We start from the raw sequence: 6,828 nt of genomic DNA on the forward strand, positions 1-6,828 counted from the left end.
AGTGACCGCGAGAGCTCACAACCCCAGCCGCGCCAGCGCCTTCCCCCCGTCCAGCTCGCACACACCCTCCCCGGCCGACGTCCAGGCCGCCGCACACAGCGCCCGCAGTCCGTCCAACGCCTCGCCGTCACCGTCGAGTTCCAGCCTCTCGGCGCCGGCCTTCGCCCTCCAGCCACCACACCGGAACCCGTCACTCTCCGCCGTGACCTCCGGCTGGCCGGTGAGCAGGCCGCGCAGATCGGCGTCGACAAACGTCGGCCGGTGCCGCGGCGGCGCGGAGAGCAGCAGAGGCCCGTCGGTCACACCGGTCAGCACCAGCAGCGAGTCCACGCCTCCGTTGAACGCACCCTCGATGTCCGTGTCCAGGCGGTCCCCCACCACCAGCGGCCGCTCGGCCCCGGTCCGCAGGACCGTCTCCCGGTGCATCGGAGGCAGCGGCTTCCCGGCCACCTGCGGCTCGGCACCCGTCGCGATCCGGACGACCTGCACCGCCGCGCCGTTGCCCGGCGCGATCCCACGCGCACTGGGAATCGTCAGGTCGGTGTTGGACGCGAACCACGGCACCCCGCGCGCGATGGCGTGGCACGCCTCCGCGAAGCGGCCCCACGGCAGTTCGGGCCCGCCGTACCCCTGCACGACCGCCGCCGGATCGTCATCCGCCGACTCCACCGGCTCGAGCCCCCGCTCGCGCAACGCGACCCGCAGCCCCTCCCCGCCGATCACCAGCACACGGGAGCCCTGCGGCACGTGCTCGGCGATCAGCCGGGCGACCGCCTGCGCCGAGGTGATGACGTCGGACGCCGCCGTCGGTATGCCCAGCGCGGTCAGATGCGCGGAGACGACGTCAGGGGTGCGCAGAGCGTTGTTCGTGACATACGCCAGGTGCATGCCTCCCGAGCGAGCGGCGGCAAGCGATTCGACGGCGTACGCGATCGCGTTCCCACCCGCGTACACCACTCCGTCCAGGTCGAGCAGCGCCGTGTCGTACGCCTCGCTCAGGGCCTGGCCACTGCCCTTGGGCCTCGTCCTGACGCTCTGGCTCATTCCGCATCGCTCCTCGTTCGACGGCATTCCCCCCGATCATCGCGCATGCCACTGACACACGTACGATGCCGGGATGAACTCAGCAGGTCACTCGGGAGCAACGGCGCACCGGGGCCTCGAACTCACCCCGTTCCGAGGGCTCCGCTACGACCCCGACCGGGTCGGCAGTCTGGCCGCCGTGACCTCACCGCCGTACGACGTCGTGGTCCGCCCCGACGGCGTGCTCCATCTCGAGTCGGCCGACCCGTACAACATCGTCCGCCTGATTCTCCCCCAGGCACCCACCGCCGCCGCCCGCAACGAACAGGCGGCCAAGACCCTGCGGCGCTGGCTCTCCGAAGGGGTCCTGGCGGCCGACCCGCGGCCCGGCCTGTACGTCTACGAACAACGCGACGGCGACGGCATGCTGCAACGCGGTGTGATCGGCGCCCTGCGCGTGACGGATCCCGCGGAAGGCCTGGTCCTGCCGCACGAGGACGTCATGCCGCACATCGTGGCCGACCGAGCCGACCTCATGCGCGCCACATCCGCGAACCTCGAGCCCCTGCTCCTGACGTACCGCGGCAACGGCTCGGCAACCGACACCGCCGCAATCATCGAACGTACGGCGGAGCAGCCCCCGCTCCTCTCCACGACCACGGAGGACGGCTTCAGCCACCGCCTGTGGTCGATCACCGCCCCCGACGAGCAGGCCCGCATCCAGGCCGACCTCGCCGGGCACCAGGCCCTGATCGCCGACGGTCACCACCGCTGGGCGACATACCGGCGTCTACGCGCGGAGCACCCCTCCCCCAGCCCCTGGGACCACGGCCTCGTCCTCCTCGTGGACACGACCCGCTACCCGCTCCGCGTCCGCGCCATCCACCGCCTCCTGCACGGCCTACCGGTCGCGGAAGCACTCAAGCCCCTCGACGGCCTGTTCCGCGTACGCCACCTGGAAGTCCCCCTCCTCGAGGCTCTGGACGCCCTCACCGACGCGGCCGGTGCCGGCAACGCCTTCCTGCTGGCCGGCGACGGCACGTTCCACCTCGTCGACGAACCGGACCCGGACCTCCTGGCCCGCACCGTCCCGACGGAGCACCCCGCAGCCTGGCGCACCCTGGACGCGACCGTCCTGCACGCCACACTCCTCGACCACGTCTGGCACATCCCCGAGGACTCCCCCACCCACATCGCCTACATCCACGACACCGCGGCCACGGTCAGCAAGGCGGAACGCGACGGCGGTACGGCCGTCCTGATGCACCCGGTCCGCGAGGAGGTCGTACGCGACCTGGCCCGCCAGGGCGTCACGATGCCCCGCAAGTCCACGTCGTTCGGCCCGAAACCGGCGTCGGGCCTGGTGCTACGCGCGTTGGACCTCTGAACGACGAAGGGGCGGGACCCATGCTCAGGATCCCGCCCCTGGTCTCCGACTAGTCCTCCTCGCCATCCTCAGAGGATGGCCGCGGCGTCGTCTCGTCGCCCTCGTTCTCGTCCAACGCGTCGACGAACTCGACACCGTCCAGCTCGGCAAGCCGGTCGGACGCGTCCGTGCTGCCGTCCTTGTCGGCCTCGACCGCCTTCGCGAACCACTCCCGCGCCTCGGCCTCCCGACCGGCGGCGAGCAGCGCATCGGCATACGCGTACCGCAGCCGCGCGGTCCACGGCTGTACGGAACCGGCGGCCAGCTCCGGGCTCTGCAGCGTCACGATCGCCGCGTCGAGCTGCTCCATGTCACGCCGGGCACCCGCCGCGACAAGCCGCATCTCGACCTGACCTGCCTTGTCGAGCTTGTTCACCTCGGGCGCCCCGGCCATGTCCAGCGCCTTCTCGGGCCGCCCGAGACCACGCTCGCAGTCGGCCATGACGGGCCACAGATCCACGTTCCCGGTCATCCGCCGTGCGGCCCGGAACTCGGCGAGCGCCTCGCTGTACTTCTGGTTCGCGTACGCCGCGAATCCAGCAGCCTCGCGTACGGCGGCGACGCGCGACGCCAGCCGCAGGGCCACCTTGGAGTAGCCGTACGCGCCCTCCGGGTCCTCGTCGATGAGCCGGGCGACCATCACCAGGTTCTTGGCGACGTCCTCGGCAAGTCCCTTCGGCAGACTCTGCAGCTCCTGCCGTACGTCCTTGTCGATCTCCTCGCCGGTGACGTCCTCCGGAATCGGCAGCCGCTTGATGGGCTCCCGGTCCCGGTCACGCTCATCACGGAAACGCCCACCGCCACGCCGGTCATCACCCCTGCGGTCGTCCCGCCGATCATCCCGGCCACGGAATCCCCCGGGCCGCCCACCACGGTCGTCACGCCGGGGCCCACGGCTACGGTCGTCCCGCCCGTCACGCCCGTCACGCCCACGGAACCCACCGCGCTCACCTCGACTGTCCCCGCGACTGTCATCCCGCCGACTGTCGTCCCGACGGAAGCCACCACGGGGCCCACGGTCGTCGCCACCTCGGCGGTCGTCCCTGCGGTCGTCGCGCCGACCGTAGCCACGATCGTCGTCACGGCGGCCCTGGCCGCGATCGTCATCCCGGCGGCCATGACCACGGTCGTCGTCCCTGCGGCCATGACCACGGTCGTCGTCCCTGCGGCCGTAGCCACGGCTGTCATCACGGCGGATCCCGGGACGGTCGCCTTCGCGGCGGTCGTCCCTGCGCTCGTCACGCCGGTCGTCCCGACCGCGGAAACCTCCGGGCCGTCCGCCACTGTCGTCGCGGCGGAATCCAACACGCTCCGGACGGTCACCACGGTCGTCCCGCCGGGACCCGCCCCTGTCGCCGCGGTCATCGCGACGGAAGGGGGGACGGTCTCCGCCGCGGTCGTCGCGGCGGAACGGGGGACGGTCTCCGCCCCGGTCACCGCGGTCATCGCAACGGAACGGAGGGCGATCTCCACCGCGGTCACTGCGGTCGGTACGATCCCCACGGTCGTCGCGCCGGAACGGAGGACGGTCTCCGTCCCGGCGGAAACCCCCGGGCCGCCCGCCGCGGTCGTCGCGACGCGGACCACCGGAACGGTCGTCGCGACCGCCGTAGCCACCTCGGTCCCGATCCCGGTCCCGGTCGTCGCGTCGGAAGCCACCGCGATCGCCACGGTCGTCGCCCCGACGGTCATCACGGCGGTCGTCACGGCGGTCGTTGCCGCGACCGTACCCACCACGGTCGTTCCCACCTCGGTCACCACCTGCGCGGTCGTTGCCGCGCCGCGGACCACCCCGGTACCCGCCGCGATCACCACGGTCACCACTGTCCCGTCGCCGCTGGTCGCGCTCCGGTCGGTCTTCGGGAGAGTTGGTGGACATGGGTGACTCCTGTCTTCGGTACCGCAGTCATTCTCGCGCAACTCGGGACACCCGGCGCGCTCCAGTAAAAACAAAAGGACCCCTGGCCCCAGCTGAACGCTGGGACCAGGGGTCCTCCAAAGATTGTTCGGCGGTGTCCTACTCTCCCACAGGGTCCCCCCTGCAGTACCATCGGCGCTGTAAGGCTTAGCTTCCGGGTTCGGAATGTAACCGGGCGTTTCCCTCACGCTATGACCACCGAAACCCTATTGGTTTCGAGCGAACAAGCACACTCTTCAGTTAGATGTTCAAGCTCAAAGCCGACAACTGTTCGTTGTCTCAGAACTGACACAGTGGACGCGAGCAACTGAGGACAAGCCCTCGGCCTATTAGTACCGGTCACCTCCACCCCTTACAGGGCTTCCAGATCCGGCCTATCAACCCAGTCGTCTACTGGGAGCCTTAACCCCTCAAAGGGGGTGGGAACACTCATCTCGAAGCAGGCTTCCCGCTTAGATGCTTTCAGCGGTTATCCCTCCCGAACGTAGCCAACCAGCCATGCCCTTGGCAGAACAACTGGCACACCAGAGGTTCGTCCGTCCCGGTCCTCTCGTACTAGGGACAGCCCTTCTCAATGTTCCTGCGCGCGCAGCGGATAGGGACCGAACTGTCTCACGACGTTCTAAACCCAGCTCGCGTACCGCTTTAATGGGCGAACAGCCCAACCCTTGGGACCGACTCCAGCCCCAGGATGCGACGAGCCGACATCGAGGTGCCAAACCATCCCGTCGATATGGACTCTTGGGGAAGATCAGCCTGTTATCCCCGGGGTACCTTTTATCCGTTGAGCGACGGCGCTTCCACAAGCCACCGCCGGATCACTAGTCCCGACTTTCGTCCCTGCTCGACCCGTCGGTCTCACAGTCAAGCTCCCTTGTGCACTTACACTCAACACCTGATTGCCAACCAGGCTGAGGGAACCTTTGGGCGCCTCCGTTACTCTTTAGGAGGCAACCGCCCCAGTTAAACTACCCATCAGACACTGTCCCTGATCCGGATCACGGACCCAGGTTAGACATCCAGCACGACCAGACTGGTATTTCAACGACGACTCCACAACCACTGGCGTGGCCGCTTCAAAGTCTCCCAGCTATCCTACACAAGCCGAACCGAACACCAATATCAAACTGTAGTAAAGGTCCCGGGGTCTTTCCGTCCTGCTGCGCGAAACGAGCATCTTTACTCGTAGTGCAATTTCACCGGGCCTATGGTTGAGACAGTCGAGAAGTCGTTACGCCATTCGTGCAGGTCGGAACTTACCCGACAAGGAATTTCGCTACCTTAGGATGGTTATAGTTACCACCGCCGTTTACTGGCGCTTAAGTTCTCAGCTTCGCCCCGTCGAAACAGGACTAACCGGTCCCCTTAACGTTCCAGCACCGGGCAGGCGTCAGTCCGTATACATCGCCTTACGGCTTCGCACGGACCTGTGTTTTTAGTAAACAGTCGCTTCTCGCTGGTCTCTGCGGCCACCCCCAGCTCAGACAGCAAAGTGTCATCACCAGTGATGGCCCCCCTTCTCCCGAAGTTACGGGGGCATTTTGCCGAGTTCCTTAACCATAGTTCACCCGAACGCCTCGGTATTCTCTACCTGACCACCTGAGTCGGTTTAGGGTACGGGCCGCCATAAAACTCGCTAGAGGCTTTTCTCGACAGCATAGGATCATCCACTTCACCACAATCGGCTCGGCATCAGGTCTCACCCCATGTGAGTGGCGGATTTACCTACCACTCGGGCTACACCCTTACCCCGGGACAACCACCGCCCGGGATGGACTACCTTCCTGCGTCACCCCATCACTCACCTACTACCAACTCGGGTCACCGGCTCCACCACTTTCCATTCCCCGAAGGGTCCGGAACGGCTTCACGGGCTTAGCATCACTGGATTCAATGTTTGACGCTTTACAGCGGGTACCGGAATATCAACCGGTTATCCATCGACTACGCCTGTCGGCCTCGCCTTAGGTCCCGACTTACCCTGGGCAGATCAGCTTGACCCAGGAACCCTTAGTCAATCGGCGCACACGTTTCCCACGTGTGAATCGCTACTCATGCCTGCATTCTCACTCGTCAACCGTCCACAACTCGCTTCCGCGGCTGCTTCACCCGGCAGACGACGCTCCCCTACCCAACCCAGCAGGCGTTAGCCCTTTATGCTGGATTGACACGACTTCGGCGGTACGCTTGAGCCCCGCTACATTGTCGGCGCGGAATCACTAGACCAGTGAGCTATTACGCACTCTTTCAAGGGTGGCTGCTTCTAAGCCAACCTCCTGGTTGTCTGTGCGACTCCACATCCTTTCCCACTTAGCGTACGCTTAGGGGCCTTAGTCGATGCTCTGGGCTGTTTCCCTCTCGACCATGGAGCTTATCCCCCACAGTCTCACTGCCGCGCTCTCACTTACCGGCATTCGGAGTTTGGCTAAGGTCAGTAACCCGGTAGGGCCCATCGCCTATC

At 66.5% G+C, this 6,828-nt stretch carries 5 protein-coding genes and 2 rRNA genes (1 of these 7 running past the window's edge); 2 read left to right on the plus strand and 5 right to left on the minus strand.

Going from position 1 to position 6,828, the window contains the following annotated elements; translation table 11 throughout:
- Nucleotides 1-15: 15 nt before the first annotated feature.
- Entirely contained in the window at nucleotides 16-1,044 is a 1,029-nt protein-coding gene (locus tag QQY66_RS09890; protein WP_301978760.1) for an HAD hydrolase-like protein, read from the minus strand.
- Nucleotides 1,045-1,117: 73 nt separating this feature from the next.
- On the opposite strand from QQY66_RS09890, the gene QQY66_RS09895 reads away from it, so the two are divergent.
- Nucleotides 1,118-2,410, plus strand: a complete 1,293-nt coding sequence (locus QQY66_RS09895) for a DUF1015 domain-containing protein (RefSeq protein WP_301978762.1) — start codon at nucleotides 1,118-1,120, stop codon at nucleotides 2,408-2,410.
- 49 nt (nucleotides 2,411-2,459) lie between these two features.
- Here QQY66_RS09895 and QQY66_RS09900 read toward each other — a convergent pair whose 3' ends face one another.
- Together QQY66_RS09900 and QQY66_RS09905 are read right to left on the minus strand one after the other, a co-directional pair.
- Nucleotides 2,460-3,197 carry a tetratricopeptide repeat protein gene (locus QQY66_RS09900; RefSeq protein ID WP_301987253.1) on the minus strand — a complete coding sequence of 246 codons (738 nt, stop codon included), beginning with the start codon at nucleotides 3,195-3,197 and terminating at the stop codon, nucleotides 2,460-2,462.
- Complete coding sequence (locus QQY66_RS09905) at nucleotides 3,089-3,595, minus strand: hypothetical protein (protein ID WP_301987759.1); 507 nt, start codon at nucleotides 3,593-3,595, stop codon at nucleotides 3,089-3,091. Before QQY66_RS09905 ends, QQY66_RS09900 begins: the two co-directional genes overlap by 109 nt.
- On the opposite strand from QQY66_RS09905, the gene QQY66_RS09910 reads away from it, so the two are divergent.
- Nucleotides 3,567-4,334, plus strand: a complete 768-nt coding sequence (locus tag QQY66_RS09910) for a hypothetical protein (RefSeq protein ID WP_301987760.1) — start codon at nucleotides 3,567-3,569, stop codon at nucleotides 4,332-4,334. The two genes, QQY66_RS09905 and QQY66_RS09910, sit on opposite strands and share 29 nt — an antisense overlap.
- A 119-nt stretch (nucleotides 4,335-4,453) precedes the next feature.
- Here QQY66_RS09910 and rrf read toward each other — a convergent pair.
- Together rrf and QQY66_RS09920 are read right to left on the minus strand one after the other, a co-directional pair.
- Nucleotides 4,454-4,570: ribosomal RNA gene (gene rrf / locus QQY66_RS09915) — 5S ribosomal RNA — on the minus strand.
- A 106-nt stretch (nucleotides 4,571-4,676) separates the two neighbouring features.
- Nucleotides 4,677-6,828, minus strand: a 23S ribosomal RNA gene (locus tag QQY66_RS09920) (it continues 972 nt past the right edge of the window).

Origin of the sequence: Streptomyces sp. DG2A-72, assembly GCF_030499575.1 — a bacterium.
Taxonomy (GTDB): domain Bacteria; phylum Actinomycetota; class Actinomycetes; order Streptomycetales; family Streptomycetaceae; genus Streptomyces.